At 71.4% G+C, this 26,951-nt stretch carries 22 protein-coding genes; 3 read left to right on the top strand and 19 right to left on the bottom strand.

Features of this window, described 5'->3' with window-relative positions:
- Positions 1-136: 136 nt before the first annotated feature.
- Positions 137-778, top strand: coding sequence for a GNAT family N-acetyltransferase (locus ACTWNK_RS08905; RefSeq protein WP_474303388.1), 642 nt, complete (start codon positions 137-139; stop codon positions 776-778).
- Here the strand turns inward: ACTWNK_RS08905 and ACTWNK_RS08900 are convergent.
- The 3 genes from ACTWNK_RS08900 to ACTWNK_RS08890 all read right to left on the bottom strand — a co-directional run bounded on the left by ACTWNK_RS08900 (position 768) and on the right by ACTWNK_RS08890 (position 4,445).
- A complete protein-coding gene (locus ACTWNK_RS08900) occupies positions 768-2,645 on the bottom strand; it encodes an acetoacetate--CoA ligase (protein ID WP_474303387.1) in 1,878 nt (625 codons plus the stop codon). The two genes, ACTWNK_RS08905 and ACTWNK_RS08900, sit on opposite strands and share 11 nt — an antisense overlap.
- Before the next feature lie 88 nt (positions 2,646-2,733).
- Complete coding sequence (locus ACTWNK_RS08895) at positions 2,734-3,525, bottom strand: serine hydrolase (protein ID WP_474303386.1); 792 nt, start codon at positions 3,523-3,525, stop codon at positions 2,734-2,736.
- Complete coding sequence (locus tag ACTWNK_RS08890; protein ID WP_474303385.1) at positions 3,522-4,445, bottom strand: LysR family transcriptional regulator; 924 nt, start codon at positions 4,443-4,445, stop codon at positions 3,522-3,524. The genes ACTWNK_RS08895 and ACTWNK_RS08890 overlap by 4 nt, the downstream gene beginning before the upstream one ends.
- An 87-nt stretch (positions 4,446-4,532) precedes the next feature.
- On the opposite strand from ACTWNK_RS08890, the gene ACTWNK_RS08885 reads away from it, so the two are divergent.
- Complete coding sequence (locus tag ACTWNK_RS08885) at positions 4,533-6,098, top strand: penicillin-binding transpeptidase domain-containing protein (RefSeq protein ID WP_474303384.1); 1,566 nt, start codon at positions 4,533-4,535, stop codon at positions 6,096-6,098.
- 4 nt (positions 6,099-6,102) lie between these two features.
- Here ACTWNK_RS08885 and ACTWNK_RS08880 read toward each other — a convergent pair whose 3' ends face one another.
- From ACTWNK_RS08880 to ACTWNK_RS08865, 4 genes are all read right to left on the bottom strand, one after another.
- Positions 6,103-6,810 (bottom strand): HAD family hydrolase, encoded by a 708-nt coding sequence (locus ACTWNK_RS08880; RefSeq protein ID WP_474303383.1) that lies wholly within the window; start codon positions 6,808-6,810, stop codon positions 6,103-6,105.
- Between the two features lie 83 nt (positions 6,811-6,893).
- Positions 6,894-7,520 (bottom strand): HAD family hydrolase, encoded by a 627-nt coding sequence (locus ACTWNK_RS08875; protein ID WP_474303382.1) that lies wholly within the window; start codon positions 7,518-7,520, stop codon positions 6,894-6,896.
- A 47-nt stretch (positions 7,521-7,567) separates the two neighbouring features.
- The gene (locus tag ACTWNK_RS08870) at positions 7,568-8,071 is read right to left on the bottom strand and encodes a DUF6912 family protein (RefSeq protein WP_474303381.1); all 504 of its coding nucleotides are present in this window, start codon (positions 8,069-8,071) and stop codon (positions 7,568-7,570) included.
- Positions 8,072-8,153: 82 nt separating this feature from the next.
- Positions 8,154-8,804 carry an HAD family hydrolase gene (locus ACTWNK_RS08865; protein ID WP_474303380.1) on the bottom strand — a complete coding sequence of 217 codons (651 nt, stop codon included), beginning with the start codon at positions 8,802-8,804 and terminating at the stop codon, positions 8,154-8,156.
- 219 nt (positions 8,805-9,023) lie between these two features.
- On the opposite strand from ACTWNK_RS08865, the gene ACTWNK_RS08860 reads away from it, so the two are divergent.
- Positions 9,024-9,836 carry a phosphotransferase enzyme family protein gene (locus ACTWNK_RS08860; protein ID WP_474303379.1) on the top strand — a complete coding sequence of 271 codons (813 nt, stop codon included), beginning with the start codon at positions 9,024-9,026 and terminating at the stop codon, positions 9,834-9,836.
- Here the strand turns inward: ACTWNK_RS08860 and ACTWNK_RS08855 are convergent.
- The 12 genes from ACTWNK_RS08855 to ACTWNK_RS08800 form a co-directional block, all read right to left on the bottom strand.
- On the bottom strand, positions 9,833-11,425 hold the full coding sequence (locus ACTWNK_RS08855; RefSeq protein ID WP_474303378.1) for a SpoIIE family protein phosphatase: 1,593 nt from the start codon (positions 11,423-11,425) through the stop codon (positions 9,833-9,835). The genes ACTWNK_RS08860 and ACTWNK_RS08855 overlap by 4 nt on opposite strands.
- Positions 11,418-13,073 carry an ATP-binding protein gene (locus ACTWNK_RS08850; protein ID WP_474303377.1) on the bottom strand — a complete coding sequence of 552 codons (1,656 nt, stop codon included), beginning with the start codon at positions 13,071-13,073 and terminating at the stop codon, positions 11,418-11,420. Before ACTWNK_RS08850 ends, ACTWNK_RS08855 begins: the two co-directional genes overlap by 8 nt.
- A complete protein-coding gene (locus ACTWNK_RS08845; RefSeq protein WP_474303376.1) occupies positions 13,060-14,064 on the bottom strand; it encodes an ATP-binding protein in 1,005 nt (334 codons plus the stop codon). The genes ACTWNK_RS08850 and ACTWNK_RS08845 overlap by 14 nt, the downstream gene beginning before the upstream one ends.
- On the bottom strand, positions 14,061-14,444 hold the full coding sequence (locus ACTWNK_RS08840; RefSeq protein ID WP_474310871.1) for an anti-sigma regulatory factor: 384 nt from the start codon (positions 14,442-14,444) through the stop codon (positions 14,061-14,063). The genes ACTWNK_RS08845 and ACTWNK_RS08840 overlap by 4 nt, the downstream gene beginning before the upstream one ends.
- Positions 14,445-14,467: 23 nt before the next feature.
- Positions 14,468-14,833: an STAS domain-containing protein gene (locus ACTWNK_RS08835; protein ID WP_474303375.1), complete on the bottom strand. Its 366-nt coding sequence runs from the start codon at positions 14,831-14,833 to the stop codon at positions 14,468-14,470.
- A complete protein-coding gene (locus ACTWNK_RS08830; protein WP_474303374.1) occupies positions 14,833-15,669 on the bottom strand; it encodes an STAS domain-containing protein in 837 nt (278 codons plus the stop codon). The genes ACTWNK_RS08835 and ACTWNK_RS08830 overlap by 1 nt, the downstream gene beginning before the upstream one ends.
- Positions 15,670-15,815: 146 nt before the next feature.
- Positions 15,816-21,128, bottom strand: a complete 5,313-nt coding sequence (locus ACTWNK_RS08825) for an amino acid adenylation domain-containing protein (RefSeq protein ID WP_474303373.1) — start codon at positions 21,126-21,128, stop codon at positions 15,816-15,818.
- Positions 21,128-22,186 (bottom strand): 2-oxo acid dehydrogenase subunit E2, encoded by a 1,059-nt coding sequence (locus tag ACTWNK_RS08820; protein ID WP_474303372.1) that lies wholly within the window; start codon positions 22,184-22,186, stop codon positions 21,128-21,130. The genes ACTWNK_RS08825 and ACTWNK_RS08820 overlap by 1 nt, the downstream gene beginning before the upstream one ends.
- The gene (locus ACTWNK_RS08815; protein WP_474303371.1) at positions 22,179-23,144 is read right to left on the bottom strand and encodes an alpha-ketoacid dehydrogenase subunit beta; all 966 of its coding nucleotides are present in this window, start codon (positions 23,142-23,144) and stop codon (positions 22,179-22,181) included. Before ACTWNK_RS08815 ends, ACTWNK_RS08820 begins: the two co-directional genes overlap by 8 nt.
- Positions 23,144-24,061, bottom strand: coding sequence for a thiamine pyrophosphate-dependent dehydrogenase E1 component subunit alpha (locus ACTWNK_RS08810; protein WP_474303370.1), 918 nt, complete (start codon positions 24,059-24,061; stop codon positions 23,144-23,146). Before ACTWNK_RS08810 ends, ACTWNK_RS08815 begins: the two co-directional genes overlap by 1 nt.
- Positions 24,058-25,470: a condensation domain-containing protein gene (locus ACTWNK_RS08805; RefSeq protein WP_474303369.1), complete on the bottom strand. Its 1,413-nt coding sequence runs from the start codon at positions 25,468-25,470 to the stop codon at positions 24,058-24,060. Before ACTWNK_RS08805 ends, ACTWNK_RS08810 begins: the two co-directional genes overlap by 4 nt.
- Entirely contained in the window at positions 25,467-26,858 is a 1,392-nt protein-coding gene (locus ACTWNK_RS08800; protein ID WP_474303368.1) for a class I adenylate-forming enzyme family protein, read from the bottom strand. Before ACTWNK_RS08800 ends, ACTWNK_RS08805 begins: the two co-directional genes overlap by 4 nt.
- Positions 26,859-26,951 lie beyond the last annotated feature (93 nt).

Raw genomic sequence — 26,951 nt, 5'->3', positions numbered from 1 at the left:
ACCAATCGTACGATCCCTCAGGTAAGTCTGCCCGACGACTTCTCGGTGTGCTCGCGACAGGCCACGCAAAGCGCCGGGGACGGCGGACGGCTTAATCAGATGCCGGCCGGAGGGTGGCGCAGCAGAATGTCGCCCTATGCGGAACTTTCCGATGGCCGGACTCCGGCTGGTGACGCCCCGGCTGGAGCTTCGGGTGCCCTCGCTCGACGACCTCGACGAGTTGGCCGAGCGAGCGCGTGAGGGGGTGCACGACGAGGGCGTCATGCCGTTCCTCGTGCCGTGGAGCGTCGCCGAGCCGCAGGAGCGGGCGCTGGGCGTGGTGCGGCACGTGTTCGCCGAGTGGGGCGCGTGGAAGCCGGAGAGCTGGGCCTGCACCTTCGTCGTCGTGCACGAGGGACGCGTGGTGGGCACGCAGGGCCTGTACGCCGACGACTTCGCCGTCCTGCGCTCGGTCGGCAGCGGCTCCTGGCTGGGCCGCGCCCATCACGGCAAGGGCATCGGGACGGAGATGCGCCAGGCCGTGCTGCACCTGGCGTTCGAGGGGCTCGGCGCGCACTACGCCACCAGCGGCGCGTTCGACGACAACCCCGCCTCCCTGGCCGTCACACGCAAGCTCGGCTACCAGCACGACGGCATCGACCTGCACAGCCGCCAGGGCGCAGCGGCCACCACACTGCGATTCCGCCTGCCCCGGGCGGCCTGGACCCGCCGCCCGGACATCGGCATACACGGCCTCGAACCCTGCCTGCCGCACTTCGGCGCGAGCCTCACGGCTTGAAGTGTTCGAGCACCTCCGGGTTGGCCATCGCGTCGCGGTTGGCCGCCTGGTCCACCGGGGTGCCCAGAAGGATCTTGCGGACCGGGACCTCCAGCTTCTTGCCCGACAGGGTGCGGGGGATGCCGGGCACCTCGATGATCTCGTTGGGGACGTGCCGCGGGGAGAGCTGCTCGCGCAGGGTCTTGCGCAGGGCCATGTAGAGGGAGTCCGACAGCGTGTGGCCCTCGGCCATCGTGACGTACAGGAGCAGGCGGCCCTCCTGGCCGAGCCTGCCGGTGTCGATGACCAGGCTGTCGGCGATCTCGGGGAAGCGCTCGACGACGCGGTAGAACTCGCTGGTGCCCATGCGGACGCCGCCCCGGTTGAGCGTGGAGTCCGAGCGGCCGTAGATGACGCACGAGCCGTCGGCGTCGATCTTGATCCAGTCGCCGTGCCGCCACACGCCCGGGTAGTCGGCGAAGTAGCTGTCGCGGTAGCGCTCGCCGTCGGGGTCGTTCCAGAACATGACCGGCATCGACGGCATCGGCGCGGTGAGCACCAACTCGCCGACCTCCCCCACGACCGGCTCACCCGAGGCGTCGTACGCCTCCACCCTGGCCCCGAGCGACCGGCAGGGAATCACCCCGGCCCGTACGGCCAGCAACGGCACCCAGCCGACGAACCCGGTGCACACGTCGGTCCCCCCGGAGAAGGACCCCACCGGCACGCCGGGCAGCACCTCGGCCACCCAGGCGAACCCCTCGGGCGGAAGCGGCGAGCCGGTCGAGCCGACCCCCTTGAGCGCGAGCGAGGCGGGCGGGCGCACCCCGGCCTTCATCGAGGCGATGAGATAGGGCGCTCCCGTGCCGAAGTACGTGACGCCCTCCTCGTCGGCCAGCCGCCACAGCGCGTCGGTCGCCGGGTGGGTGGCCGAGCCGTCGTAGAGCACGACGGTGGCGCCGACCAGGAGGCCGCCGATGAGGTAGTTCCACATCATCCAGCCGGTCGTGGTGTACCAGAAGAACACATCGCCCGGCCCGAGGTCCTGGTGGAAGGTGAGCGACTTGAGGTGTTCGAGCACCACGCCGCCGTGCCCGTGCACGATGGGCTTGGGCAGGCCGGTGGTGCCGCTGGAGTAGACGATCCAGAGCGGGTGGTCGAACGGCACGCGCTCGAACTCCAGCGGCGCGCTCTCGGCCCGCAGGTCGGCCCAGTCGTCGCCGTCCACGACGACGGTGGCCTCAAGGGAGGGCAGGGCCGCGGCGATCTCGCGCACGGCGGCCGAGCGGTCGAAGCGCCTGCCGTTGTAGACGTACTGCCCGGAGGCGATGAGCACCTTGGGCGCGATCTGGGTGAACCTGTCGACGACGCTCGGCACCCCGAAGTCGGGCGAGCCGGCCGACCAGATCGCACCCAGCGAGGCGGTGGCGAGGAAGGCGATGAGCGCCTCGGGTGTGTTGGGCAGATAGCCCGCCACCCTGTCACCGCGCCCGACGCCCAGCCTGACCAGGCCGGCGCGCACCCTGGCGACCTCTTCGCGCAGCTCGGCATGGCTGAGCTCGACGCGTGCGCCCTCCTCCGAACGGGAGACGACGGCGACGCCCTCGCGGGGGCGCAGGGCGTTCTCGGCATAGTTCAGGCTCGCGCCCGTGAACCATTTCGCCTTCGGCATCGTTCCACTGACGACGGGCCCGTCACCACGCTCACCCACCACCTGGAAGTAGTCCCAGATCGAGGTCCAGAAGCCGGAGGAGTCGTCGACCGACCACTGCCAGACCTCCTCGTAGCCCTGCCCCGCCCTTCCGGCCGAGCGCAGGTATGCGGTGAGCCGAGCCTGCTCGACGACGTCGTCGGACGGCTCCCAGACCAGCGTGCCTTCATCCACCATGCCCCCATCCTTTCGCCGCCGCACCCGAAAGTCATCATCGCCGGCCACATATCGGGCCGGGTGCGAAGGTGGGCCGCCACCATAGGCGTCAGGCGCGCAGGTGGTCGACCGCCAGCCTGGCGGCGGTGCCGATGACGGCGTCGGCCCTCGGCTGGGTGAGCGCGGGGCTGAGCGAACGGGTGAAGACGGCGACCGCGTAACGCCCTCCGTCGGGGTAGTCGACGACGCCGATCTCGTGGCGCAGCGTCGGCAGCGTGCCGGTCTTGCCGCTGACGGCGACGTCGTCGTAGGGGAAGCCCGAGGCCAGCCGGTGCGGCCACACCTGGCGGCCGAGCACGTCCCGCATCCAGGCGCAGGACCCGGGGCTCGCCGCGGCGTCGGTCCAGATGAGGCTGAGCAGGCGGGTCATGTCGTGGGGGCTTGAGCGGTTGCCATCGGCACGGCCGGTGGCCTCCAGGTCGGCGAGCATGGCCCGGCAGTTCTGCTCGACGCGGGTCGAGGCGAGGCCGAAGGCGGTCAGCGTCGTGTTGACGGCGTCGAGCCCGACATGGGCGGCCAGGACGTCGGCCGAGGTGTTGTCGCTGATGGCGATCATCAGATAGGCCAGGTCGCGCAGCGAGAGCGTGGCGTCGTCGAGCATGGCCGACACGCCGGTCGGCCCGCCGACCCGGTCGGCCGCTGTGACGGTGACGCGGGCGGCCGGGTCGAGCCGCCCGGCGTCGGCCTGCCTGGCGAACTCCACCAGCAGCGGCACCTTGAACACCGAGGCGATCGGCAGCACCTGGTCGGCGTCGTGCCCGAGTGCGCGTCCGGTGTCGAGGTCGACGGCGTGCAGCCAGCCGGTGACCCCGGCGGCCGAGAAGACCTGTTCGAGGTTCATGTCAGCAGACCCATCGCCGGTCTGGTGGCGATCCTGCGCACGGGCGCCGCGCCCTCCTCGGTCATGGCCGCGCTCGTTCTCAGTGCCGTGGCGGCCGCCGTACAGAAGTCTGGCAGTACGGGTGAGTCGTGCACCCAGGCGGTGGACACCCGCCAGGCGAGGGGCGAGCCGAGCAGGGGCCGCCAGCGCACGCCCGGCAGGTCGACCGGCTGACCGAAGGCCACGGCCGCCCCGGCGAGCACCAGGCCGAGCCCGATGCCGTGATGGACCCGCTCGGGGACGAAGCCGTGCTTGCGGCACTCGGCCATGGTCTCGGCATGCGGTCCCGGCTCGCCCTCACGCGGGAACAGCACCAGCTCGCGCCCGGCGAGGTCGGCCAGGTGCACGGCGGGACCACTCGCGAGCGGGTCGCCTTCGGCCAGCAGCACGCCGGGCGACTGCACGAGCACGTCGCCGAAGCGCAGGCCGCCGACGGCGACCGGGTGGCGTACGACGCCGACGTCGATCGTGCCCGCCGCCAGCGCCGTGACCTGGTCGGCGGTCCAGTTCTCGGCCGGGGCGAGCCGCACGTCGGGGCGCAGTTCCCGCAGTCCGGCGACGAGGGCGGCGATGACCTCGGCGCCGAGGTCGGGTGGCACGCCGACCCTGAGCACGCCGCCTTCGGCCGGTCTGACGCTCTCGCGGAGCCGTTCGACCCTGAGCACGATCTCGCGTGCCTCACCGAGCAGCAGCCTGCCCTCCTCGGTGAGCCTGACCTGCCTGGCCGACCGGTCGAACAGCCGCACGCCGAGCTCGTCCTCCAGGCGTTTGATGCGCTGGCTGAGCGGCGGCTGGGCCATGCCGAGCCGGATCGCGGCGTTGCCGAAGTGCAGTTCTTCGGCCACGACCGTGAAGTACCGCAGATGCCGGACGATGTCCATGAACAGCCACGATATCGCAAATGTAATGAATCCCGACCTCATATCCATATTGGACAGAGTCGCGAGGCCTCTGGTGTGCTCGGCGGCATGCTGACCCATCTCAGACCCGAAACGCCGGTCCGAAAACGCCGCGGACGGCCGCTGGTCACCGCCGCGCTCCTGGCCCTCGTCCTGCTCGCCGCAGGCGCGATCTGGGTGCTGCGGAGCGCCGGTACGGCCGGGCAGAGCGCCGCCGCCTATCTCCAGGCGTGGTCGCGCCAGGACTATGCGGCCATGCGGGCGCTGACCGTCGACGCGCCCGCCGGGTTCGAGCGCCTGCACCGCCGCCTGCGCTCGGACCTGGGGCTCACGGCCGCCTCCTACACGCCGGACGGCGAGCGCGACGGCGTCGTCCGGTTCAGGGCCGAGCTCCGGGGGCGTGTCGACTGGTCCTACGAGGGCAGCCTGCGCCTGGTCGAGCACGAGCGGCAGTGGCGGGTCGCCTGGACGCCGTCGGCCGTGCACCCGGCGCTGACCGAGGGCCGCACGCTCAGGCTCAGGCGCGCCGAGGCCGAGAGCGCGCCCATCACCGCCTCGGGCGGCGAGCGCATCGACGGCCCTTCGGCGCCCGGCTCGGTGCGCCAGCTCGTCCAGGGGCTGCGCGCGACCTACGGCGAGCGGCTGACCGGCAGCGCATCGGCCCGGATCGAGCTGGTCGAGGGCGGCAGGGTGATCGAGACCCTGGCCAGGGCGCGAGCGCGCAAGGGCGCACCGCTGGCCACCACGCTCGACCTGCGCGTGCACGAGGCGGGCGCGGCGGCGCTCAAGGAGGTGCGCCTGCCCGCTTCCCTGGTCGCGCTCAGGCCTTCGACGGGCGAGATCCTGGCCGTGGTCAACAACAGGGGCGGCTTCGACCGGGCGCTGCTCGGCAAGTACCCGCCCGGCTCGACGTTCAAGGTCGTCACCGCGTCGGCGCTCGTGGCGGGAGGCGTGCGCACGCGGGAGCGGGTCGCCTGTCCGGCCGAGCAGAACATCGGCGGCTTCCCCTTCCACAACGCCGCCCACCGCGACTACGGCACGCTGGCCTTCCGTGAGGCCTTCGCCTACTCGTGCAACACCACGTTCGGCGCGATGAGCGTGCGACGGCTTGCGCAGGGGCGGCTGGCCAAGGTGGCGGCCGACTTCGGCTTCGGCGCGCCGATCACACCCGGGGTGCCCGCCGTACGGGCCGAGTTCCCCGAGCCCGGGGACGACACCGACCTCGCCTCGGCCTCGATCGGGCAGGGCAGGGTGCTGGCCAGCCCGCTGAACATGGCCGCCGTGGCCGCCGCCGTCGCCGACGGCACCTGGCGCGCGCCCAGACTGGTCCCGGCCGCCCTGGTGCCCGGCGGCGGCGCCGCGCCGCGCGCCCTGGAGCCCGGCGTGGTCAGGGCGCTGCGCTCGCTGATGCCCGCCGTGATCACCGAGGGCACCGCACACCGCGTGTCCTTCCCCACGGGTACGGCGGGCAAGACGGGCACGGCGGAGTACGGCTCGGGCCAGGAGCCACCGGCGCACGCGTGGTTCATCGGCTACCGGGGCGACCTGGCCTTCGCCGTCGTCGTGGAGGGCGGAGGCGCGGGCTCGGCGGTGGCGGCGCCGATCGCGTCGGCGTTCCTGCGCGGCCTCGCCTGATCGGCTATCCGGCCCTGCGCGTCTGGGTCCTGGTGAGGGCGGCGACGGCGGCGACGACCTCGGAGGCGTTGGCCAGGTCGGGCAGCACGATGTCGGCCCCGGCCTCGTGCAGCTCGGCCGCGGTCGACCGGCCGGAGGCCACCGCGATCATCGCGGCCCCGCCGATCCTGGCCGCCTGCACGTCCCTGGTCGAGTCGCCGATCAGCACCGTGTTCTCCAGGGTGAACGGCGTGCCCAGCCGCTGCTTGGCCCGGCCCTGGGCGACCTGGAGCAGCGTCGCCTTCGGGTAGACCTCCTCGCCGTAGCCGCCGAGGTCGAAGTCGACGTGCTTGTCCAGGCCGAACGCCTTGAGCTTGTGCACGGCGTTGCTCCTGATCGTGCCGGTGAGCACGGTCTGCGCGACGCCGTCGAGCCTGGCGACGGCCTTGAGCGCGTCCTTGGCCCCAGGCATCATGCGACCCTCCTTGGCCAGCCGCTTGCGCCTGTCGGCGAAGGTGTCGGCCAGGGCGGTCAGGAACCTGGGCAGGTGCTCGTCGCCCGCCACGACGCCGTTGACCGCGAACGTCTCGAAGACGATCTCCGAGTCCGGCCTGCCCATGGCCGGAGCCAGTTTGACCAGCGGACGGCCCGTGACCCTGCGGAACGCCTCCGCGTAGGCGTCCCTGGTGACGATTGCCACGTCGACCAGGGTGAGGTCGATGTTCCACAGCACGAGACGGTTGATGGGGGCCTCCTGTAGGGAATGCGGCCCCAGCGTAAGGCCTGAGAAGGGGTTAAAGCTGCCTCACGGGCGATCTAGGCATGATTGAGAGCTTCGGCCAGCCGATCGACGACCGGGAAGCCCACCGCCTCCAGCTCCGCCCGGGTGCTCATCCCGCCGGTGTAGAGCACGGCCTTGGCCCCGACGTGCCTGGCCGCGATGCCGTCGTCGACACTGTCGCCGATCACCAGGACGGTGGCCGGGTCGACGTCGAGCGCCTTCACGTGCGCCGCCATGTGCAGCGCCTTCTCGCCGCCGGTCACGCCGATCAGCCCGTCGATCCGGGTGAAGTGCGTGTCGATGCCGAACGAGGCGACCTTGGGCACCAGGTGGTCGTGCGGGGCCATCGAGCACAACGACTGGGTGCCGCCCCAGCCGGTCAGGGTGGCCAGCGCGTCGTCGGCGAGGCCGCAGACCTCGGCCAGCCGGTAGTAGTTGTCGTGGAAGCCCTGGTCGAGCCGCTCCCACTCACCCTCGGCCAGCGGCCTGCCCAGCAGGCGCTCGTAGGCGAGCCAGATCGGCCTGGTGTAGACGGCCCTGAAGTCGTCGTTGCTCAGCGGCGCCAGCGCGTAGTCCACGAACAGCTCGTTCGTGGCACCCACCACGGCGTCGATGTCGTGGTAAAGGGTGCCGTTCCAGTCCCAAACGATGTGCTCACTCATATGCCCTTCAGCCTACTGAAAGCGAAGGGCATTCCTCATCCGGGTATTCAGAGGAGCAGGTCGGGGATCTCCTGGGAGGCGTACCACATCAGCTCGTGCGCCTCGGCGCCGTCGACGGTGAAGCGGGCGTCGTCGTCACCGGCGTCGGCGTCGTGCAGTGCGGCGATCGCCGCCTCCACGTCCTCGGCCGCGGTGTCGTCGTCGACGTGGACCGCGACGACCTTGGCCATCGGCACGGCGTCGAACAGGCGCACCCTGGCCCGCTCCTCCAGGTCGGCGCCGGTCTTCAGGGCGTGGTCTGCCACCTCGGCCGCGACCACCACCCGGCGCGGGCCGACCGCGACGCCGTCGCTCCGGTCGGCGGCCAGCATCCTGAGCGAGGCCCTGGCCGCCTCGGTGAGCGCGACGTACTCCAGCTCCTCGGTGTCGCCCGAGGCGTACCACTCGGTCAGGGCGGGGGTCACCGCGTAACCGGTCAGCGGAGCCGGCAGCTCGCCGTCGGCGACCGCTCGGGCCAGCGCGGGGAGCGTGCACGGCAGATAGACGCGCAATGTCCGAACCTCTCAGTGCAGCTCGGCGGAGCGGGGCCGCTCGCCGAGTAAGGGCTCCATCATGCCCGTCCGCACGATGAGATCATGCCGTTCCGCCGGACGGGGCCAGCAACGCCCTGACCGCGGCGATCGTCGTGTCGGGGTCGCGATGGTGGATGCCCGCGATGCCGAGCTCTCCGGCAGCCAGGATATTGGCCTCGATGTCGTCGACGAACACGCACTCCCCCGCGGGCAGGCCGATCACGTCGAGGGCATGACGGAAGATGCGCGGCTCCGGCTTGCGCATGCCGATCTCGCCGGAGATCACCACGCCGTCGAACACCTCCTCCCAGCCCGCACGCGGGTAGTCGTTGGCCCAGGAGTTGGACAGCAGGCACGTGCGGACGCCCTGGCCCCTGAGCGTGCGCAGCAGGTCGTACATCGACTCGACCGGGTCGAACCCGGCGAACATCCGCTCGATCAGCCCCTCGGCGACCGGCGGCGCACCCTCCAGCGTGCGCAGCATGGCGGCCAGGTCGCGCTCGAACACGGCCGGGTCGAGCTCGCCGCGTTCCAGCGCGTGGATGACGTTCTCGCCCGGCGCCGTGCCCTCGTAGGCGTGCGCGATGAGGTCGCGCATCACCCGCCGGTAGACGACGGCGTCGATGCGGTCGGCGGTGAGCCATTTGGCGATCGAGTCGGAAAGCCCGGTCGTCAGCACGCCGCCCCAGTCGATCAGCACACCCTTGAGCATTCGCCACCTCCAGTCGGTGAAGCCGTCGCCGCAGGCTCGAAGGCGCCCCCGCGACCGTGCGTGACGGCCCGCGCCGGGGTGGAAGCCCCGGTGAGCCTCCGAGCATAAATCCGGCTTAAATCCCTTCATAACGCATTCACCACACCGAGTCCCTGAGGCAGACTGCGGCTTGTGACGGAGCTTGCGGTTACCACGGTCTGTGACAGGTTCGGCCTAGGCATGGCGGTGACGTCCGGCCTGCGGGTGAGCGGGTACTACCACCACGAGGTGTGGCGGCTGGACACCTGCACCGGGGCATACGCGGTCAAGAGACTCTCCGCAGGGTACGGCGAGCCGGAGGTGGACATCGAGCTGCGGGCCTGGGCGGCGGGCGTGCCCATGCCGGAGCCCATAGCCGACTCCTCCACCGGCCGCTACGTGGCGGGGCTCGGCGACTCCAGGTTCCGGGTGCACCGCTGGCTGGACGGACGTCCGCCCGGCCTCGACGACCTCACCCCGGCGCTGACCGGCAGGATGGGCGAACTGCTCGCCGCCGTGCACGCCAAGGGCTCGGGCGGCTCCCCGCTGCCCGACGCGCCCGGCGCCGACCCCGAGGTGCCCGAGGAGGACGCCAGACTGCTCGGCAGCCTGCTGACGGCCACCGCCAGAGGCCAGGGCGTGGGCACGGCCGTACGCTCGCACGGCGACCTGCACCCCAAGAACGCGCTCATCAGGCCGAGCGGCGAGCTCGCACTGATCGACTGGGACACCGCGGGCACCTACGTCGCCGAGCAGGAGGCGGCGGGCGCGGCGCTCGACTGGTCGGCCAGGCTGGACGGCTCGACCGATCTGGAGAGGTTCGCCGCCTTCGTCGCGGGCTACCGGCGGGCCGGAGGGCTGCTCCCGGCCGAGGCGTGGGTGTTCGGCGGCTGGGTGCGCGGCTATCTCGCCTTCCTGGCCGGGGCCGGGGCCGACGAGCCCGCCGGCACCCGTACCCGCCTGCGCCTGGTCGCCCGGGACCTGCAGACCCTGATGGAGCGCCTGGCCCTCTAGGACCTCCCCTCGTCGTCCTGGGCGTGCCTGCGCACCACGACCAGGGCGACGTCGTCCTCCCTCGCGCCGAACTCGGCCAGGACCCGGTCGCAGAACTCCTCCAGGTCCTCCTCGACCGACTCGGTGAGCAGCCTGACGCGTTCCAGGCTCTCGTCGAGGACCATGTCTCGGTCCTCGACCAGCCCGTCGGTGAACATCACCAGCGTCTCGCCCGGCTCGAGACGCAACCGGTCGACGGCGTAGGTCTCGGCCATCACCCCGAGCAGCAGGTTGCCGAGCTTGAGATAGCGCGACTCCTTGCCCGCCAGCAGGGGCGGGATGTGCCCGGCGTTGGCCACCTCGATCTCGCCCGTCACCGGGTCGACGAGGACCAGGCAGACGGTGGCCGTCGTACGGGCGTGGTAGTGCCGCAGCACCTTGTTCAGCAGCGACATCGAGGCGCTCAGGTCCACCTCGTTCAGGATCGAGGCGCGCAGCGCGTGCCTGAGCTCGGCCATGATGGTGGCCGCGTGCAGCGAGTGCCCCATGACGTCGCCGATCGCCACCAGCACCCGGTCGCCGACCGGCAGCACCTCGTAGAAGTCGCCGCCGACCTCGATGTTGTCCACGGCGGGCTGGTACCTGAACCCGATGTCGAGCCCGGCGAACTGCGGGACGCGGGTGGGCAGCAGGCTGCGCTGCAGCGTGAGCGAGATCGCGTGCTCCTCGGTGTAGACGCGCATCGCGTCCACGGCGAGCGCCAGGCTCTGGGCGAGCTGACGCAGCAGCACCACCTCGTCCTCGTCCAGCGCGGGCTCGGCCTCAAGCCCGAGATAGACCGGCGGCCTGCCCTTCTTGGTACGGCACAGCACCCCGGTCACCGCCGAGCCGATCCGCACGTCGGGCACCATGGCCACCCAGGCGTCCCGTTCGACGTCGAAGACGTGCGCGCCCGTGTCCTGGCCGAGCGAGCGCTCGCTCAACGTCTCCAGCAGGCCCGGCGGCGCCGGCTTGGTCGTGACCGCCTCGCCCGGCCTGGCCCTGAACCGCCTGGCCCGCCCGTCGGGTGCGAACACGACCGCCCCCGCGTACCTGCCGAGGATCTCCACCGTGCCCTCGACGGCCACCGAGAGGAGGGTGGTGAAGGAGTCGGCCCGGTTGATCCTGAGTGTGACCTCGGTCAGCCTGGCCAGCCTGGCAGCCATCAGCTCGGCCCTGCGCCTGGCCCGCGAGTACCTCAGCGTGGCCTCGACCGTGGCGGCGAACTCGCCGGGCTCGATCGGCTCGGACAGATAGGCCTCGGCGCCCCGCTGCAGGCCCTCGGTGCGGTCGGCCGCGGTGATCGCGTTGCCCGACACCTGGACGACCGGGATCGACGCGGTCGCCGGGTTGGCCTTGATCCGCTCGCACACCTCGAACCCGCCGAGGTCGGGCAGGCGGACGTCGAGCACCACCAGGTCGGGTCTGAAGGTCTCCAGCATCGCCAGGGCCTCGAGCCCGCCGGAGGCCTCCCTGACCTCGTGCCCGACCCTGCGCAGCCAGCTCGTCAGGATGTAACGCTTGGTCGGAGTGTCGTCGACGACCAGGACGACGGCGGGCCGCTCAGCCACGAGGACTCCCCGCGGCCTCCCTGACGGCCTCAAGAAGCTGCTCGCGGCGCAGTCCCTGCTTGGACAGCACCGGCCATCCGCTCGGCGCCCTGCCCGGTTGCACGGTCACGACCACCACCCCCACGTCACTGAGCCGCTCGTCGGCGGCCATCGCCTGCAGCAGCGCGTTGCCGTCCAGTCGCGGCATCAGCATGTCGAGGACCAGCACGTCCGGCGGGTCCGCCCTCATCTGCTCCAGCGCGGCCTCGCCGTCGGCCGCCTCCTCCACCTGGGCGGCGAACCCGAACAGCATGCGCCTGGCGCCCGCCCTGAAGACCTCGTCGTCGTCGACCACGAGCACCCTGCCCACCGTGGGCGGCCCCTCGTGGTGCGGCAGCCGCAGCGACACGACGGTGCCCTGCCCGGCCGTACTGGTCAGTTCCAGGGTGCCGCCGAGCGCGGTGACCAGCCTGCGCGCGTAGGGCAGGCCGAGGCCGGTGCCCTTGGACTTCAGCTGCAGCACGCCTGGCACCTGGAAGAACTCCTCGAACACCCGGGTGAGGTGCTCCTCCGGAATGCCGATGCCGGTGTCGGTCACGGTGAGGACGATCTCACCGGCGGCGTTGTCGGCATGCGCGCTCAGCCGTACCTCGCCCTCCTCGGTGAACTTCAGCGCGTTGGACAGCAGGTTGCGCAGGACGCGGTTGAGCATGACCTCGTCGGAGTAGAGCTCGCCGACGCCCGGCCCCGCCTCCACGACCAGGCGCACGCCCGAGGTGGGCTGCATGGTCAGGCGCAGGTGTTCCAGCAGTCCGGTCAGGTCGACGGGCGTCAGCTGCGGGTCCAGCCTGCCCGACTCGGCCTTGGACATGTCGAGCAGCTCGCCGACCAGCGCCAGCAGCGTCTCGGCCGAGGAGCCGATGAGCGACACCTGGTGCGTCTGCTCCTCGCTCAGCGGCTCGCCGCCCTGGCCGGTGAGCAGTCTGACCAGGCCGATGACGGAGTTCAGCGGGGTGCGCAGCTCGTGGCTGACCGTGGCCCAGAACCTGCTCCTGGCCTCGCCCGCCTCCCTGAGCTGACTGGACTTCTCGTCCAGCTCGGCGTAGAGCGCGACGACGCCTCTGTTGGTCTCCTCCAGCTCGGACGAGAGCTGGTTGTACAGGGCCATGACACCGGCGTTCGTCTCCTGCAGTTCGGCGTTGAGGCGCAGGACGTCCTCCAGGGTCGCGGCCAGCTCCCTGTTCTGCTCGCGGAGCTCTTCGATGGCGCTGACAGGGGCCATCGACGCGAGGCGCTCGCGAATCCGGTCGATGGGAAGCCTCCTCTGGTGCGGAGCCAGCCGTTTGGCCAGCGTGACGACGCGCCCCTGCGCGTCCACGCTCACCCTGTCCATCAAACGCCCCGCCAGTCCTATCCCTTCGGTCGAGGCCAGGTCGGCGGCCGATCCGTGGTCGATCGTGATCAGCAGTTCGGACTCCGCCAGCGCGAACGTCATCACACAGGCGGCCCCCGCCACCTCCCTGCCGACCTCGCTGAGCGCGGTGGCCACGCGGATCTGGTCCTGGGCCTCAAGCCCGGCGAGCTCGGCGGCGACCCGGCCCAGACGGCGCGCGACGAACACGTCCTGGTCCTGGGCCAGCCTGATCCTGACGAGCTCAGCGGCGGCCATCGCCCACCCTCACCGCCACCACGCACGCGTCGTCCCTGCGCGTGCCCGCCTCGCGCAGCAGCCCGGCCGCGATCACCTCGGGCGAGCGCGCCATCAGCCCCGGCAGCGCGGCCGGGTCCCAGCGGTCGGTCAGCCCGTCGGAGTGCATCACGACGGTGGCGTGCTCGGGCAGGTCGTAGTCGAACTGCCTGAGCCTGCGCCCCTGGTGTCCGGCGATGCCGGGCACCGAGATCATGCCCTGCCGTCCGTCGGCCCGCGTGATCCAGCCGGAGATGTTGCCCAGTCCCACGTACTCGACCCTGCCAGGCGTCACCCTGGCCACCGCCACCGCACCCCCCCGAGTGTGACCGAGCCCGGCGTGCACGCGGGTGACGATCGCCATCGGGTCGGCCTGCGGCGCCTCTTCGAAGATCTCGACGGCCGCCGCCGACGCCTGCGCCGCGGCGGGACCGTGCCCGAGACCGTCGCAGACCATGACCGTGGTCGCCGTGTGATCCTCGTGCACGGCGAAGGCGTCGCCCGATTCGACCTCCTCGCCGATCGGCCTGGTCAGGCCGCTGGCCCGCGACCGCGGCACGCTGACGCCGAGATCGGCGAAACGCATGGCGAGCACGGTGCCCTTGCCCGGCAGCGAGTGCACGTCGTACCAGGTGGCGTTGCGGGCGATCACTCCCATGCCGATGCCGAGCGTGCCCGCGGTGGAGTAGCCGTCGCGCAGGGCCCTGGCCAGGTCCGGCATGCCGGGGCCCCGGTCCAGGGTGATCACCTCGATGGCGACGGGCGGCTCGGGATGGCAGCGGACCAGGACCATGCCCTCGGTCGCGTGCTTGACCAGGTTCGAGGCGGCCTCGCTGACGGCCACCGCGATCTGGCCCGTGCGCTCGACGCCGAAGCCCGAGCTCTCGGCGAGCTGGACGGCGAGCCTCCTGGCCGCGCCGATCGAGCTGGGATCCTCGGTGCGCACCCAGGTGTCCAGTCGTGTGGTGCTCACCTGGACCACTTGGTCACTGTGACGGTGGTGCCCTTGCCCACGGTCGAGACCAGGTCGAACTCGTCGACGAGTCTGCGCGAGCCGCTCAGGCCGAGTCCCATGCCGTTGCCGGTCGTCCAGCCGTCGGTGAGCGCCTGGTCCAGGTCGGGAATGCCGGGGCCCTCGTCGGCGAAGGCCAGGCGCAGGCCGCGGCGCGGGCCGTTGGTGAGCGTCTCGATGTGGCAGGTGCCGCCGCCCGCGTACACCAGCGCGTTGCGCGCCAGCTCGCTGGCCGCCGTGACCACCTTGGTCTGGTCGACCAGGGAGAAGCCGATCTCCAGCGCGATGTTCCTGACCCGCTGGCGTACGGCGACCACATCGGCGTTGCTGGAGATGGGCATGACTTCCCCGCCGGCCACGGTGGTCACGGCGTCGGGCTCCTGACATGGTCGAGAAGCGCGACGCCCTTCTCCAGGTTGAGCGCGGTGCGCACGCCTCCAAGGGACAGGCCGAGCTCGACGAGTGTGATCGCCACGGCCGGGCGCATGCCGACGACCACGGTCTGGGCGTCGAGCATGCGCGACATGGCGGCGATCGTGGCCAGCATCCTGCCGATGAAGGAGTCGACGATCTCGACCGCGGTGATGTCGATGATGACGCCGCGTGCCCCGGTCTCCACGACCTTCTCGGCCAGGTCCTCCTGGAGGGCCAGGACGCTCTGGTCCTCCAGGTCGATCTGGATGGAGATGATCAGGATGTCGCCCAGTTTGAGGATGGGGACACGTTCCATCAGGCTTCCTCTGCCCTGACCGCGATGCGCGTGGACTTGGCCGCCGACACGGTGATACCGCTGCGCCGCAGCGCGTGTGCGAGCGCGTCGGCCAGGGTGGCCTTGGTGACGATGTCGCCGAACTCGATGCCCAGGGTGACGATCGTGTGCGCGATCTGCGGCCGGATGCCGGAGATCACGCACTCGGCGCCCATGAGCCGGGCGGCGACGATGGTCTTGAGAAGGTGCTGGGCGACCTGGGTGTCGACGGCGGGCACACCGGTGATGTCGATGACGGCATGCTCGGCCTCGGTGTCGACCAGGGTCTGCAGCAGCTTCTCCATCACGACCTGGGTCCTGGCGGAGTCGAGCGTGCCGACCAGCGGCACCGCGACGATGCCGTCCCAGATCTTGACGACCGGCGTGGACAGTTCGAGGAGCTGCTCGGCCTGGTCGAGAATGATCTTCTCACGGGCGGTGGCGTAGCTCTCGAAGGTGTACAGGCCGAGGTCGTCGATCAGCCTGGAGAACCAGATGTAGCCCCTGACCGCCTCGGCGCCGCCGTCGGCCTCGACGATCTCGTACAGGGCCTCCTTGAGCCCGAACACGGCCCTTGAGGTCTCGGTGGGGGTGAAGCCCTCCCTGGCGCGTGAGCGCGACAGCTCGGCGAGCTGGCCCCTGACGTCGGACAGGTCGTCGCTACCCGATTCGAGGCCCAAGCGCAGCGCCTGGAATATCTCCTGGAGCTCCTTGGCGGGCGCATGGGCGATCTGGGTCCAACGGCGGAGGATGTCCTGCTCGTGCAGCCGGAGCAGTTCCTCGATGCGCCGCCTGGAAGCGTCGGCGTGGACAGTCAACGATCACTCCTGTTTCGGTCATTTGCGCAGGGCAGAGCGGGGATGGCCCACTCGGCATCATGCCCATTAGTGACCATATACGACCGGTTCATGCGTCGGATGCACATCCGTCCGATGGGCAGAGCCGACACACGGGCAGCACCGTCCTACGCCTGGACCCTGCGTCTTTCGATGGTCTCGACGCCCACGAGATCGTCGGGAAGCGCGTCGGGCACGTCCACGTCGAAGCGGGCCAGCCGCCGCACGCGCAGCGCTCCCGCGACCACCAGCACCATGCCGATCGCACACACCACGTACATGAACCCGATGCCCCTGCCCGGCCCCACGCCGATCACCGCGCCCACCGTCGAGGCCAGCGCCCCGCCCGGCGACAACATCGGGTCGAAGAGCGCCGAACCGAGCGGCGCGACCAGTCCCATGCCGATCGGCAGCGTCGACCACGCCACGAGCGTGTTCAGGGCGAACACCCGGCCGTGGTAGCGGTAGGGCACCTTGATCTGCACGATCGTGGAGTAGATGGCATTCATCACGGTCAGGAAGTACGTCAGCGTGAACGCGCCGACCGAGACCACGACGAGCGACGGCGAGAGCCCGGTCACCACGCTCCCGGCCGCGATGGCCAGCGTGGCGACCAGCACACCGCGAAAGCGCCACCGGCCGGGCCCGCCCCACAGCGCCATCGTCAGCCCTCCGGCCAGCACCGCGGCCCCGGTCACCACCGAGACCAGGCTGACCTCGGTCAAGGTCGCGAACGACAGCACCAGCGGCGAGACCAGCAGCAGCAACGGCGAGAGGAAGATGTTGAGCACCGCGAAGAAGCCCAGCATCGTCCGCAGCCCGCGCTCGTTCCACGTGTAGGCGAAACCCTTGCGGATCTCCGTGGTCAGCGGCTCGCGCGGTCGCCACGGCAGCGTGTTGGGGAAGCGCACCAGCAGCACGACCACGATGGCGAACACATAGCTGGCGATGTCGACGGCCACGATGCCGCCGAGCCCGATCCAGGCGAGCAGCCCGGCGGCGATGAGCGGCACGACGAGCTGGGCGACGCCGTTGGTCATCTGGGTGACGCCGATCGCATGCCCCAGATAGTGCTTGGGCACCAGCTGCGGCACCGCCGACGAGTAGGCCAACCGCTGGAAGCTGGCCGCGATCGACAGCGCCACGATGAGCACGTAGATCTGCCAGAGCTGGAGCTCACCGAAGAACAGCAGCCCGGCCAGCACCGCCTGCACCCCGGCCGACGCGCAGTCGGCCAGCAGCAGCACCCTGCGCCGATCCCCCCGGTCCACCACGGCCCCGGCGAGCGGCGAGATGAGCAGTCCGGCCAGGTTCAGCACGGCCAGGATGGAGAACTGCGCCAGCGAGCCCGAGTCGACCAGCACCGTCAGCGGCAGCGCCCACCCGGTCAGCGCCGAGCCGATCATCGAGATCTGCTGGCCGGACGCGATCGTCAGGAACCTGCCCATACTGGGCCTGACCCCGGCGTCGGCCCCGTCGGGCAGCGGCGTGCCGCCCCCGGTGCTCACCGCGTGCACCCACCAGCTGGCCCCCTCCTCGCGCACGGGGGTACGGCCGAGCGCCTTGTGCGTGCGCAGCACCTCGGCCAGCTCGGCCGCGCGGTAGCGCAGGAAGTAGTGGCCGCCCTCGTCCAGCACGACGAGCGCCGTGGTGTCGGACAGGAAGCCCCACTCCTTGAACCGCTCCTCGTAGAAGTCGGTGGCCGGGTCGCGCTCGCCGATGACCGAGATGATCGGCGTGCGCAGCCGGGTACGGCCGGGCTCGTCGAACAGGTCGGTGAAGAACCTCTCCGCCGCCTTGGAGTCCTGGCGCATCGTCCGGATGATGCGGTCGGCGACGCCCGGCTCCAGCTCCTCCAGGTCGACGCCTCTGGCCTTGAGGCGGTTGATATCGGTCTGCGAGCTGCGGACCCGGTCGAGCAGGCCGAGCCGCGACCACGACCGCGCCAGTCCCCTCGGCCTGGCGAAGGGGAAGATCGCCCCGATGTAGAGCCCTTCGGGGGTACGTCCGGCCGCCTCGATCCGCCTGGTCAGCTCGACGGCGAGCGCCGCGCCGACACCGCAGTGCCCGTAGACGGCGATCGGCCCCTCGATGGCCATGATCTCCTCGGCGCAGCGCCTGGCCAGCTCCTCGAACTCCAGCCCGGCCTCGTCGATCCCGACGTCGTGCCCGGGGATGGCGACGGCGTAGAGCGCCTGGTCGTCGGGCAGGGCGTCGGCGAGCGGCTGGTAGACGACCGCGCTGCCCGAGCCGTACGGCACGCAGACGTAGGTGAGGGTGACGTCCCTGGCGGGGGTCAGGCGCTGCAGCAGTGGACGCTCGCCCGCCGGGCCCTCGGAGAAGGCGGCCAGCTCGCGCACGGTCCTGTGGCTGAACAGGTCGACCAGGCCGACCTGGCCGACGCCCGCCTTGCGGAGCTTGGCGACGACCTGGATGGCCAGCAGCGAGTGCCCGCCGAGCTCGAAGAAGTCGTCGTCGCGCCCGACCCGTTCGACGCCGAGCACCTCGGCCCACACCGCGGCGACGGTCTGCTCGGTGGCGGTCACGCACTCGGCGTACTCGGCGACGGCCGACGCGGCGGGCGCGGGCAGCGCCTTGCGGTCGAGCTTGCCGTTGGCCGTCAGCGGGAGGGCGTCGAGGAAGACGACGTGCGAGGGCAGCATGTACTCGGGCAGCAGCCCGCGCACCGCCGTCCTGACCTGGGCGGCGTCGGGCGCCACACCGACGACGTAGGCGACGAGCCGCTGGTCGTCGACCACGACGACGGCGTCGCGCGCGCCGGTGCGCTCGCGCAGCGCCGACTCGATCTCGCCGAGCTCGATGCGCAGGCCGCGCAGTTTGACCTGGTTGTCCAGGCGGCCGAGGAACTCGACGTTCCCGTCGGGCAGCCAGCGTGCCGCGTCACCCGTGCGGTAGCGGCCTTCGGTGAACCGCTCGGCGGTGAGTTCGGGGCGGGCGTGGTAGCCGAGCGCCACGCCGACGCCGCCGATGTGCAGCTCGCCAGGCACGCCGACGGGCACCTCGGCGCCGTGCCTGTCCAGGACGTGCAGGGTGATGTTCTGGATCGGCGCGCCGATCGGCACGCTCGCCCGTCCGGCCAGCGCCTCGGGCGTGCACCGCCAGGCCGACACGTCGATGGCCGCCTCGGTCGGGCCGTACAGGTTGTGCAGGTCGGCCGTCAGCGTGCGCAGGCAGCGTGCGGCCAGGTCGACGGGCAGCTCCTCGCCGCTGCAGACGATCGTGCGCAGCGAGGAGCAGCTCTCGACGCCGTCCTCGGCCAGGAACAGCCCGAGCATCGAGGGGACGAAGTGGGTCGTGGTGACGCCTTCGGCATTGATCAGGTCGCGCAGGTAGGCCGGGTCGCGGTGCCCGCCGGGCGCGGCCAGCACCAGCCTGGCTCCGGTCAGCAGCGGCCAGAAGAACTCCCACACCGACACGTCGAACCCGGCGGGCGTCTTCTGCAGCACGACGTCGTCCGCGCCGAGCCCGAAGCGCTTCTGCATCCAGTCGAGCCGGTTGACGATGCCCCTGTGGCTGTTGGGCACCCCCTTGGGGCGTCCGGTCGAGCCGGAGGTGTAGATCATGTACGCCGGGTCGCCTGGGCCCGCCGCCGCCACGGGGGTGGTGTCGGGCACGTCCTCCCAGAGCGTGGGCAGGTCCAGCGGCAGGATCACCGCGCCGCCGGAGGCCAGCCTCCCGGCCAGCGCCCGCTGGGTGAGCACGACGGGCGCGGCGGCGTCGGCCAGCATGAAGGCCAGCCTGTCCTCCGGGTACTCGGGGTCGAGCGGCACATACGCGGCGCCGGTCTTGAGCACGCCGATCAGCCCGACGACCAGCTCGGCCGAGCGCTCGGCGCAGACCGCGACCAGCGAGCCCGGCCCGACGTCGAGCCCGGTCAGCCGGTGCGCGACCTGGTCGGCGCGCGCCTGGACCTGGGCGTAGGTGAGCGTGCGTCCCTCGAAGGTGACGGCGGGCGCGTCCGGCGTGCGGGCCGCCTGTTCGGCGAGCAGGCCGTGCAGGGTGGCGTCGGCGGGGAAGTCGGCGGCCGTGTCGTTCCACGCCGCGACGACGGCGCTCTGGTCGGCGAGCGCCAGCCTGCTGACCGGCAGCCCGGGATCGGCCACCGCCGCGCGCAGCAGCGCCTCCAGGTGGGCGGCGTACCCGGCCACCGTCGCGGCGTCGAACAGGGTCGTCTTGTAGGTGAAGACGCAGGCCAGGGCCCCGTCGGCGGCGGGCACGACATACAGCTCCAGGTCGTGCCTGGCCGAGCCGGGCTTGAGCGGGAAGTCGGTGACGCCGGGGTCGTCCTGCTCGGCGGCGCCGAGGTCGTGCAGCGAGAACAGCGTGTCGATCAGCGGCTGCCTGCTCGGGTCGCGCGGCACGCCGAGCGCGTCGACGAGCGTGGCGAAGGGCAGCTCCTGGTGGTCGAGCGCGTCGATCACCGTGTCCTTCGTCCGGCCGACCAGCTCGGCGAAGCCGGGATCGCCCGCCAGCCTGGCCCGCAGCGCGAGCGTGTTGACGAACATGCCGACGACACCGTCGAACTCGGGCCTGGTACGGCCGGCGACCGGCGTGCCGACCGCGAAGTCGTCCTGGCCGGACAGTCTGGACAGCAAGGTGTGGAATCCGGCGAGCAGGGTCATGAACCTGGTCGCGCCCTGCGTCCTGCCGAGCTCGGTCACCGCCTCGACCAGCTCGGCGTCCAGCTCGTGCACGTGCGAGGCGCCGTCGAAGCGCTGGTGCGCGGGGCGGGCCCGCTCCAGCGGGAGTTCGGCCCTGGGCAGTCCTTCGAGCTCGGCCGACCAGTAGGCGAGCTCGCGGTCGAAGGCGCGCTCGCGCTGCCAGGCCGCGACGTCGCCGAAACCGATCGGCGGCTGCGCCGGGTCCTGGCCCCGGTATCCGGCGAGCAGGTCGCGCATGAGGATCTGCAGCGAGCGGCCGTCGGCGGCGATGTGGTGCACCAGCAGGGCCAGGACGTGCTCCTCCGGGCCGAGCTCGACCAGCAGGCCCTTCAGCAGCGGCCCGCGCGCCAGGTCGAGCGGCTCGGCCGCCGCCGCGTCGATGAGCGCGACGACCTCCTCGTCGTCGCTCGCGCTCGCCGTTTCGAGCGGCGTCTCGGCGCTCTCGGCCACATGGACGTCGGCCAAGCCCTCGTCGGTGGCGGGGAAGCGGTGGCGCAGGCTCTCGTGCCGCTCGGGAAGCGCCCGCAGCGCCTGGGTCAGCCTGACCGCGTCCAGGGGGCCGCGTAGCCGTACGGCCTGGGTGATGGTGTAGGTCGCGGTGCCCGGGGTGAAGTGCTCCATGAACCAGATGGGCTCCTGGGCCGGCGCGAGCGGCGGCTGGTGGCCGTCGGGCCTGCGAGGGATGCTCGCGGCTGCCTGCTTGCCGCGTAAACGGCGTTTGAGCAGGTCTTTCTTCGCCTCTGAGAGGTCGACCGACATCAAGTGAGCCCTTCGACGGCGTCTTTGAGCGCGTTGAGGAACAGGGCGGCCTGACGGCCGTTGATCAGGCGGTGGTCGTAGGCGAGGCCGATGTGGGCCACGGTGCCCTCCTCCTGGGGTGCGGTCACCGCGAGCGCGCAGGCGGTGCCGGGGAAGACGAACGGGATGGCGAGCACGACGCCGCCCTCGGTGTGCAGGGTGACGACGAAGTTCGCACCGGTGAGGTCGGACTCCCTGAACTCGCCGGTGGTCGCCGAGACGCGGTGCTTCATCAGCGAGGAGGCGAGGTTCTTCAGGTCGCGCTCGTGCGCGTCGTGCAACACCGGCACGTACAGGCCTTCGCCCATGTCGACGGTGACACCGATGTGCGGCGCCTGGGCGAGCACGGCCTTGACGCCGTCGATCGCGGCGAAGAACAGCGGATGCCCGGCGTGCAGCCCCGCCACCGCCCGTACGAAGATCTCGGCCAGCCCGACGGGCCGCCTGACCTCCTTGGTCGCCCTCTGGGCGTGGGCGAGCGCTCCGGCCAGGTCCATGCGCACGACCGTGTACGCCGCCGGGATCGTCTGGTGCGAGAGCGTCACGGCCCTGGCGACGGCCCGCTGCACCCGGGTGAGGTCCTGGGTGGTCGCGGCGGTGGCCAGCGCCTCGACGTCGGAGCGCTTGACGACCGCCAGACCGAGCGCGAGCACGCGCTCCCTGTCGATGCCGAGCTCGTCCATCAGCGCCTGGGCCGGGGCCGTGATGAGCGTCGCGGGCTCGGGGTCCGGCTCGACGGGCTCCGCGGCGGGCTCGGGCACGACGGAGAGCACCGGCGCGGCCGAGCCGACCGGCTCGATGGTGGCGATCACTTCGTCCGGACGGCAGTACGCGCCCGCCTTGATCGCATGGCGCAGCACGCCGGTGACGTCGGCGGGCAGTTCCTCGGCCGCCTTCGAGGTCTCCACCAGGACGACGGCGTCGTCCTCGTGCACCTCCGCGCCGTCGGGTACCAGCCACTCCACCAGCAGGTACTCGGTGTCGTTGTTGTTCAGCTTGGGGACGCGGAGCTCAGCCACGCAGGGTCTCCCTGATCACGTGGTGGATGGTCGACTCGTTCACCAGCACCTCGCGTTCGAGATGCGCGGCGGTGGGGATGACGCTGTCGCGCGAGTGGATCAGGGTGACCGGGCCCGCCAGGCTGTCCCAGTGCCGCCCGTGCACGACGTGGGCCACCTCGGCGCCCCAGGTGCCTCCGGCCGTGCCCTCCTCGACCACGAAGACCCACCGCGCACCCGCGAGGTCGACGTCGAAGGGGTAGAGCCTGGAGGGGACGAGCAGGGTGGCGACGATCTCCTCCTGCAGCAGCAGCGAGCGCATCGCGGCCAGCGTGCGGTGGGCGACGCCGCCGGGCGCGACGATCACGCAGTCGGGCGTGTCGCTCACCGACACCTTGGCCACCCCGTCGCGCACCGACAGCGAGAACGGCGGCGGCAGCTCGAACATCGGCCGGGTGTAGAGCACCTTGTCCTCGAAGAGCACGCACGGCTCCTCGCGCCCGAGCATCTCGGTGAAGACGGCCGCGTTGTCGTGGAAGGGCGAGACCTCGTACAGGGCGAGGCCGGGGATGCCAATGAAGTGCTTCTGCAGGCTCTGGCTGTGGGTGGGGCCGTAGCCCCGGCCGCCGCCGACCGGACAGCGCACGACCATGCGCATCGGGACGTGCGTGCCGTACATGGAGACGGACTTGGCGGCGAAGTTGAGGATCTGGTCGAAGGCAAGGGCGGCGAAGTCGCCGAACATGATCTCGACGACGGCGGCGTCGCCCGACAGGGCCAGGCCGGCGGCGATGCCGGTGATGGCGTTCTCGCTGATCGGCGTGGACAGCACCCGGTCGGGGAAGCGCGTGGACAGACCACGCGTGATCTTGAATGCGCCGCCGTACGGGTCCAGGACGTCCTCGCCGAGCACGTAGACGTCCTGGTCGCGGTCGAGCAGGCCGTGCAGGGCGGCGTTGAGGTTCTCGGCTACACGCATCACGGCTCCCACACCGAAGGCGGCCTGCTGGTGACGTCGGCGGCGACCGCGTCGACATGCGCGTCGACCTCGGCCCGCAGCCTGGCGAACTGCACGGGGTGCGCGCTCGCGTAACGCGTGTGCCAGTCGCGCTCGCGCAACTGCGCCACGTCGGCGGCCGGGCGGGTGTCGTCGCCCTTGCTGTGCGGGCCGATCCGGTCGGTGACGAACTCGGCGATCAGCGGCTCGCCCGCGCGTACCCGCTCGACGAGCGGCGCCAGCTGCGACCTGATGAGCGTGACGTCGACGGTGTCGAGGCGGTGGTGACGCACGCCGAAGGCCGCCGCCCTGCCCGCGATGTCGCCCGCCATGTGGTGGGCGATCGGCGTGGACTGGGCGATGCCGTTGTTCTCCACGACGACGAGCAACGGCAGCCGCCACAGCGCGGCGATGTTGAGCGCCTCGTAGACCGCTCCCTCGCCGAACGTGCCGTCGCCGATGTAGACGCAGGCCAGCGCGCCCGGCTCGGTCCGCCGCAGGTGCAGGGCGACTCCCGCGGCCACCGGCAGGCTCTCGCCCTGTACGCCGGTGGACAGGTAGCGCTCCCTGCGGATGTGCTGGCTGCCGCCGACGCCGTTGCACACGGCGCCGGCCCTGCCCATGATCTCGGCGAGCAGCCCTTCGGGGTCGTCGAAGCGTGCCAGGTAGTGGCCGTGTCCCCGGTGGTTGCTGAAGACGTGGTCGGCCGGGCCGAGCAGGGCCCGCATGGCGACCGGGACGTACTCCTGGCCGAGGCAGGTGTGCGTGGTGCCGTTGAGCAGGCCCCTGCCGAACAGGTCGAGGAGCTTGAGCTCGAAGGCCCTGATGGTGAGCATGAGCCGCAGGTCGGCGTCGTCGAGCTCGGCGACGTCGTGCGGGTGCTCCAGCAGTGAGGTCATCTGCGGATCACTCCGAGCACGCCGTTGATCGTCGGGTTGTCGAAGAAGTCGTCGAGGTCGACCTCGACGTCCAGGCGCTTGCGCATGCGGGCGATGATCTGGGTGATGGTCAGCGAGTGGCCGCCCAGGTCGAAGATGTCGTCGTCGAGCTCGATCGGGGCGAACTGCAGGACCTCCTCCCAGATCGCGCGGATCTCGGCGGCCAGGGGGTCGCCCTCGTGCGAGCCCACGGTCGCGGGCGCCTGGACGGGCTCGGCCGGGGCGAGCGGCGTGAGCGTCCGCAGCAGGTCGCCGAGCGGCGTGGCGGGGTCGGCGGCGACTCCCGCGAGCACCGTGCGCAGGTCGGCGGCGAACCGTCCGGCGTCGGTGAGCTCGCCGGGCAGGTAGCGCAGGCTGGCCCGCACTCCTTCGGGCCGGTCGACGAGCTGCAGCTGGAGCGCTCCTCTGACGGAGTGGTTGAAGGCCAGCCAGTCGACCGAGCCGAAGGCCGACAGGCTGGCCAGCCGGAAGCTGACCGAGACGGGCGCGAGGGCCGCGTGCGGGCGCAGGCCGCTGACCGCACGGGCCAGCGGCACCTCGCGGAAGGCGTAGAGCCGTCTGAGCTCGGCCCGCAGCTCCCCCGCGAACTCGGCGAACGCGGCCTGCGGCGAAGGCGTCGAGCCGATCGGCAGTTCGTTGACGAACGAGCCGATGTGACCGGTCTCGGCGGCCGTCCTGGTGGACAGGTCGAGCGCGGTGACGACATCGGCGTTGCCGTAGGAGCGCAGCACCGTGTGCAGTGCGGCGACCAGGACCTCGAAGCGGGTCAGGCCCGGCAGGTCGGGCACGGTCAGGTCGAACTCCAGCAGGCTGCCCGGTCCCGCTCCCCTGGCGCGCAGGGCGCCGTCCGGCACGGCCACCTGGCTTGGCTCGCTCCATCGCGAGGCCCAGTACTCCTTGGCGGCCTCCAGCAGGCCGCTCACCCTGGCGGCCCTGGCGCCGTCGAAGTCGGCGTGCTCAAGGGGGGCGAGCGTCTCGCCCGCGTAGCACGCGGCCAGGTCGGCCACCAGGACGTCCTTGGACTGGCCGTCGAAGATCAGGTGGTGGGCCACGATCACCAGCGCCGAGTCCACCAGCGCGAACCTGATCAGGGGGCCGTTCTCCAGGTCGAAGGGCCTGACGACGACCTCGTGCGCCGACTCGGCACGCTCCAGCACGGGGGGCGCGGCGGCGGGTTCGAGGTGGGGTACCCCGTCGTGCTCGACCACCGCGCATCCGAGCACCGGATGCCTGTCGACGACTCCGGCGACGGCCTTGGCCAGCGCGCCCCAGTCAGGCGTCTCGTCGAAACGGACGACGATCGGCATGTGGTAGGCCGATCCTGCTCCCATCCGCTCGGCGATCCACATCCCATGCTGGGCTTCGTTCACGTAACAACCTCCCGCAATGCGCGCTTGTCGACCTTGCCGCCGTGGTTGCGGGGCAGGGTCTCGAGAAAGAGGATTCGCTCGGGCTGCTCGTGCGGCGCCAGGCGATCCTTCAGAAAGATCCGCAGGTCTTCAGGGGTGACGCTGCCTACGATCGCGACCGCGACCGCCTTGCCGAGCGTCGGGTGCGGCACGCCGTACGCGGCGGCCTCGACGACGCCTGGGCAGGCGTGCACGGCCTCCTCCACGTGGAGGGTGGACACCTTGAAGGCGCCCGACTTGATCACGTCGCTCTCCCTGTCGACCAGGTACAGGTAGCCGTCCTCCAGGTAGCCGAGGTCGCCCATGCGCACCCAGCCGCCGCGGAAGACCTCGCCGGTCGCCGCTTCGTCGCCGAAGTAGGCGCGCGGCACGGTGGGCGAGCGCATCCAGACCTCGCCCGTCACGCCTTCGGCCACCGGATCGCCCTGGGCGTCGGCGATGCGTACGGCGCCTCCCGCCGTCGCACGGCCGACGCTCGCCGGTCGTTCGGGGTCGAACAGCATGACGGTCTGGGCCGGAGCCGCCTCCGTCGAGGTGTAGTAGTTGGTGATCGTGGCCCTCGGCAGCGCCGCGCTGAGATCGGCGGCGACGCGTGAGGGCAGCGGTGCGGCGGCCGAGCCGAGCAGCAGGACGCTGGACAGGTCGTGACGCGTGTGCACTCCGGCTGCCAGCATCTCGATGGCCATCGCGGGCACGAGGAAGACCGTGCCCGCCTGGTAGCTCTCGATCAGCGTGGCGAAGCGGCCGGGTGTGAACCTCGGCAGCGTCACCACCTGCGGGTGCGCGTCGACGGCGTTGACCAGCATCCACTGCCCGGCGTTGGTGCCGATGGGGAAGGCGTGCGCCAGGTGCTTGGAGTGTGCGAAGGGCCTGCGTTTCCCGCCGCAGCCGAAGGCGAGGTTGGCATGGGTGGCCGACACTCCCTTGGGCCTGCCCGTCGTCCCCGAGGTGTAGAGGATCTGGGCCGGCGAGCTCGCGGGCACGTGCGGCAGGTCGGCCTCGCCGTCGGGCAGCGCGCCCGGCCGCAGCACCTCACGTGCGCCGCAGTGCGCGAGCATGGCCTCGATGTCGGCGCCTGCCAGCTTGTCCGACAGCGGTACGGCCACGCCGCCCGCCTTGGCCACGCCGAAGAAGGCGACCGCGTACTCCAGCCAGTCGGCATTGCCGAACACGAGTCCCACCCGGTCGCCCGGGTTCACGCCTCGGCTCAGCAGTCCCGCGGCCACACGGTTGGATCTGCTCTCCCACTCGCCGAAAGTCAGCGACCCCGTGCCGTGGAGCGTCATCGCCACCTGGCCGGGGTCTGTCGCGGCTCGTTCACGGAGCAGGTCGGAAAGAGTCTTGCTCATGGATCGGCCCCCGAGGACAGGAAAAGCTTCTACTCTAAAGAAACTTTCCTAATTGCTCGACGGCCGTCAGTGTGGCACGGCAACCAAGAGGAG

The sequence above is a fragment of the Nonomuraea sp. IBHARD001 genome (assembly GCF_056106265.1).
Note: the sequence above shows the minus strand (reverse complement) of the source record. Positions and strands in the feature narration are given on the sequence as shown.

Bases quoted from the DNA above. Each gene is read 5' to 3' on its own strand.
- ACTWNK_RS08895 (WP_474303386.1), bottom strand. From the start codon at position 3,525: ATGAACCTCGAACAGGTCTTCTCGGCCGCCGGGGTCACCGGCTGGCTG.
- ACTWNK_RS08905 (WP_474303388.1), top strand. From the start codon at position 137: ATGCGGAACTTTCCGATGGCCGGACTCCGGCTGGTGACGCCCCGGCTG.
- ACTWNK_RS08885 (WP_474303384.1), top strand. From the start codon at position 4,533: ATGCTGACCCATCTCAGACCCGAAACGCCGGTCCGAAAACGCCGCGGA.
- ACTWNK_RS08875 (WP_474303382.1), bottom strand. From the start codon at position 7,520: ATGAGTGAGCACATCGTTTGGGACTGGAACGGCACCCTTTACCACGAC.
- ACTWNK_RS08800 (WP_474303368.1), bottom strand. From the start codon at position 26,858: ATGAGCAAGACTCTTTCCGACCTGCTCCGTGAACGAGCCGCGACAGAC.
- ACTWNK_RS08815 (WP_474303371.1), bottom strand. From the start codon at position 23,144: ATGCGTGTAGCCGAGAACCTCAACGCCGCCCTGCACGGCCTGCTCGAC.
- ACTWNK_RS08835 (WP_474303375.1), bottom strand. From the start codon at position 14,833: ATGGAACGTGTCCCCATCCTCAAACTGGGCGACATCCTGATCATCTCC.
- ACTWNK_RS08890 (WP_474303385.1), bottom strand. From the start codon at position 4,445: ATGGACATCGTCCGGCATCTGCGGTACTTCACGGTCGTGGCCGAAGAA.
- ACTWNK_RS08900 (WP_474303387.1), bottom strand. From the start codon at position 2,645: ATGGTGGATGAAGGCACGCTGGTCTGGGAGCCGTCCGACGACGTCGTC.
- ACTWNK_RS08865 (WP_474303380.1), bottom strand. From the start codon at position 8,804: ATGCTCAAGGGTGTGCTGATCGACTGGGGCGGCGTGCTGACGACCGGG.
- ACTWNK_RS08825 (WP_474303373.1), bottom strand. From the start codon at position 21,128: ATGTCGGTCGACCTCTCAGAGGCGAAGAAAGACCTGCTCAAACGCCGT.
- ACTWNK_RS08840 (WP_474310871.1), bottom strand. From the start codon at position 14,444: ATGCCCATCTCCAGCAACGCCGATGTGGTCGCCGTACGCCAGCGGGTC.
- ACTWNK_RS08860 (WP_474303379.1), top strand. From the start codon at position 9,024: ATGGCGGTGACGTCCGGCCTGCGGGTGAGCGGGTACTACCACCACGAG.
- ACTWNK_RS08810 (WP_474303370.1), bottom strand. From the start codon at position 24,061: ATGACCTCACTGCTGGAGCACCCGCACGACGTCGCCGAGCTCGACGAC.
- ACTWNK_RS08850 (WP_474303377.1), bottom strand. From the start codon at position 13,073: ATGGCCGCCGCTGAGCTCGTCAGGATCAGGCTGGCCCAGGACCAGGAC.